3 protein-coding genes are annotated in these 3940 nt (G+C 69.1%); 1 reads left to right on the forward strand and 2 read right to left on the reverse strand.

Annotated elements, in window-relative coordinates:
* Positions 1-684: 684 nt before the first annotated feature.
* Positions 685-1788 carry an ATP-dependent 6-phosphofructokinase gene (locus tag VFZ20_RS23915; protein WP_329686474.1) on the forward strand — a complete coding sequence of 368 codons (1104 nt, stop codon included), beginning with the start codon at positions 685-687 and terminating at the stop codon, positions 1786-1788.
* A gap of 309 nt (positions 1789-2097) precedes the next feature.
* Here VFZ20_RS23915 and VFZ20_RS23920 read toward each other — a convergent pair whose 3' ends face one another.
* Positions 2098-2352, reverse strand: a complete 255-nt coding sequence (locus VFZ20_RS23920; RefSeq protein ID WP_329686472.1) for a hypothetical protein — start codon at positions 2350-2352, stop codon at positions 2098-2100.
* Positions 2353-2635: 283 nt separating this feature from the next.
* Positions 2636-3940: MFS transporter (locus VFZ20_RS23925; protein WP_329686473.1), on the reverse strand; the 1305-nt coding region annotated here is incomplete at its 5' end.

Consider the following 3940-nt stretch of genomic DNA (forward strand, 5'->3'; position numbering starts at 1 on the left):
AGTCTCGCATACAAGATCCTTCGTCGCCGCCATCGATCAAGCCCGGGCAGGAATCGCGCGGCGGCTCCTCAGGATGACGCTTTCGAGCCAGAGGTTTGGCAACACCCTCTGAGGGAGCGCCCGCGCGGACTCGCCCGTTCACGAGATTCCGGGCGCGACCGAAGAATCTCCTCCGCGAAGCAGGGACTTCGCCGCTGGACGAGGCCCTTGCCCGGGCGGGAAGATCCTTTGGGGCCGCACGCATCCGGCGCAGTCGAGCTCGTGAGGGCCCCTCAGAAAGACAATGCCTTTCCGGACTGTGCGTCATCGTGCCCGGAGGGGGCGCTCGCGCGGGCCCGACCCCGGTGCAGAGAACCAGACCTCACGCACACTTCCGCGCCGACCGCTGACGCACGCCCCCCTCAAGCCCCGCTCTTCAAAAGCCGATTCTTTCGAGCAGAGCCCGACCGTTCGAGGAGCCGCGGTTCTCTGCGTCCTCCGCGGCTCTGCGTGAGAAAAATCAGTACGAGCCGGCCACGCCTGGAGCCCGGCGCGTCACGCGGGCACGGAATCCGCACGCCGCGCGGACGCACCCGGCCGGCCTTGAGCGGAAGCGAGCGCGGCCCTAAGTTTCCGGGTTCGGAACGATCTCTAACAAATCGCGCCCCCGCGCGCTCCACCCATCCGCCACGCGCCGTGTCCAGCATGCCCAAGGAGTACCTGCCCAAGATCCGGCGCATCGCCATCAACACGGGTGGCGGCGACGCGCCGGGGCTCAACGCCGTCATCCGCGCCGCCACGCTTGCCGCCCTGGACCGCGGGTGGGAGGTGCTGGGCATCCGGCGCGGCTACATGGGGCTGCTGCAGGACGAGGTGGACGGCGAGCCGGGGCTGATGGACCTGTCGGACCGCGTGCGCGGCATCACGCACCTGGGCGGCACCATCCTGGGCACGACGGCGCGGGGCAACCTGTTCGGCCTGGAGCCGCGGCAGCCGGACGGCACCTGGGGCCCCACGGACCCCTCGGACGACATCATGCAGCGCTTTGGCGAGCTGGGGATCGACGCCCTGGTGGCCATCGGCGGCGACGGCTCGCTCAAGATCGCCCACCGGCTGTTCCTCAAGGGGCTGCGGGTGGTCGGCGTGCCCAAGACCATCGATAACGACCTGGGCGCCACGGACATGACGTTCGGCTTCCAGACGGCGGTGGACGTGGCCACGGAGGCCATCGGCCGGCTGCACAGCACGGCCGAGGCGCACCAGCGGGTGATGGTGGTGCAGGTGATGGGGCGGCACACGGGGTGGATTGCCCTGGAGAGCGGGCTGGCGGGGGGCGCGGACGTGATCCTGGTCCCCGAGATCCCGTACTCGGTGGACCGCATTGCCGCCAAGATCGTGGAGCGCGAGCGCAACCGCCGCCGCTTCAGCATCATCGTGGTGGCCGAGGGGGCGCGGGCGGCGGGCGGGTCGCCCAGCTACGTGGAGGGCACGGGGCGCTACGGCGGCATCGCCGACCGGCTGGCGGCCGAGATCGAGGCGGCCACGGGCAAGGAGACGCGCACGCTCACGCTGGGCCACATCCAGCGCGGCGGCTCGCCGGTTCCGTACGACCGCAACCTGGCCCTGCGCTTTGGCGCCGCGGCCGTGCACGCCATCGAGATGGGCAACTTTGGCTGCATGGTGGCCCTGCAGGGCAAGGCCGTGCGCAGCGTGCCCCTGGGCGAGGCCGTCACGGACATCAAGCGCGTGGATCCCATGGGCGAGGTCGTCCGCACGGCGCGCCGCCTGGGCGTGAGCTTCGGCGACTGATCCCGAATCTACGTAGATACTGCGCACCGGTGTTGACTTCCTGGGAGGGTGTTGCCAAACCTGGCTTCAGAGGCGGTCGAGTCTCGTGAGGCCCCTCACGAAGACAACTCCTTTCCGGGATCCGATACGACGGCCGGCATCACCGGGTGGAAACGAGCGAGGGCGCGAAGGAGACATCTCCTTCGCGCCCTCGCCGTCTTTCCGCGATCACTGATCGTTGGTTTCCGTTGATCCGTTACCGTTGACTCCGTTGGCCGCAGGCCCCGTGTGAGAATGCCGTTTCAGCCCTACGGGAAAGCGGATGCGGGATCAGACGGTCGGGTTGTCCATGGCCGGCGGACAGCCCATGCCGCCGCCGGGGCAGGTCGCGGCCGAGGGACAGCCGTTGCTGGGGCAGTCGCCCGAGCAGCCCACGATGGTGCAGCCGCTGCCCGTGTAGCAGCACTCGGTGGCGGCGTAGCTGATGTCGTGGCCGCGCACGGTGCCGTTCTCCGCGCCCGCGGCCCGCGTGACCTCGAACGTCTCCACCTGCAGGGCATCCAGCTTGAGCGAGAGCTTGCGCATGGGATTCTCTCCGTGGGGAGTGGCCCCGCGACCGGACGGACCGCGGGGAGAACTGACGTCGGACCCGATTCGGAACGGCGGATAAGGTCTTCAAACGTTTCCATCCCGTCAAGACAGCGTCATACCCCGGCCAATCTTCCGGTCCGGACGAACGAAAAAAGGCGCGGGAGAGAGGGTTCTCCCGCGCCTCCTTCGTTCCATCACCGGCCGGCCGTTACCGCATGCCTCACACGGCGCCTTCGGCGAACGGAGTCAACGGTAACTGCTGACTGCGCGTGAGCCCTCAGCGCTTGTCGATCAAGCCGGTGCTGGGCACGGGCTGCACGGAATCCTGTACCGTGAACGGCTCGTGCCGGTCGGCGTCGATCACGGTCCCCGCGGGAGCATCCGGCTCGCCGGCGTCGTGCACGCGCGTCACCAGCAGCGCGGCCACCAGCATGGACACGCCGCCGATGAGCACCATGTACAGCGACGCGTTGGGGTTGTCGGCCCCGAACACCGTGCGGATGATGGGGCCAAAGGTGAGCGCCGCCAGGATCTCGGGGATCACGATGAAGAAGTTGAACACGCCCATGTACACGCCCATGCGGTGCGACGGCAGCGCGCCCGACAGGATGGCGAACGGCATGGACAGGATGCTGGCCCACGCGATGCCCACGCCCACCATCGTCAGCAGCAGCAGGTACTGGTTGTGGATGAGCGACACGCTCAGCAGCCCCGCGGCGCCGCACACCAGCGCCACGGCGTGGGTCGTCTTGCGGCTGGTGGCCGCCGCCACCTTGGGCAGCGCGAACGCCACGGCAAAGCAGGTGATGCTGTAGAACGCCATCGTGAGCCCCGCCCACTCCGCCCCGTGCGCGTACAGCTCCGACGACGGATCGGTGGCGCCGAACACGTTGCGCGCCACGGCGGGGCCGTAGAACATCCACATGCAGAACAGGCCCAGCCAGGTAAAGAACTGCACGGCCGCCAGCTGCTTCATGGTCGCGGGCATCTCGCGGACGGCGCCGCCAATCTCCCCGAACAGCCCGCCGATGCCCATCTTCTCACGCCGCGACCGCTGGAACGCCTCCATGTCCTCGGGCGGGTGCTCCGTGGTGGTGAACACCGTCCACAGCACGCAGAGAAAGAAGACGACGGCGCCCGCCTGGAAGCTGTACTTCACGGTGAGCGGAATGCCGCTGGCCGTGCTGCCCTCCACGCCCATCACGCGGAACAGGTACGGCAGCGCGTTGGCCAGGCTGGCGCCGATGCCGATGAAGAACGACTGCATCACGAAGCCCGCCGTGCGCTGGCTGGCGTCGAGCTTGTCGGCCACGAAGGCGCGGAACGGCTCCATGCTCACGTTGATGGAGGCGTCCAGGATCCACAGCAGCGCCGCCGCCATCCACAGCGCGCTGGACGTGGGCATGAAGAACAGGGCGATGCTGGCCAGGATGGCGCCCGTCAGGAAGTACGGGCGGCGGCGGCCCAGCGGCCCCCACGTGCGGTCGCTGAGCGCGCCCACGATGGGCTGCACCAGCAGGCCGGTCATGGGCGCGGCCAGCCACAGGATGGGCACTTCGTCGGGCCGGGCGCCCAGCCGCTC

Origin of the sequence: Longimicrobium sp., assembly GCF_036280135.1 — a bacterium.
Taxonomy (GTDB): Bacteria; Gemmatimonadota; Gemmatimonadetes; order Longimicrobiales; family Longimicrobiaceae; genus Longimicrobium.

Excerpts from the sequence above, each read along its gene's own strand:
- VFZ20_RS23915 (WP_329686474.1), top strand. The coding sequence starts at position 685 with ATGCCCAAGGAGTACCTGCCCAAGATCCGGCGCATCGCCATCAACACG.
- VFZ20_RS23920 (WP_329686472.1), bottom strand. The coding sequence starts at position 2,352 with ATGCGCAAGCTCTCGCTCAAGCTGGATGCCCTGCAGGTGGAGACGTTC.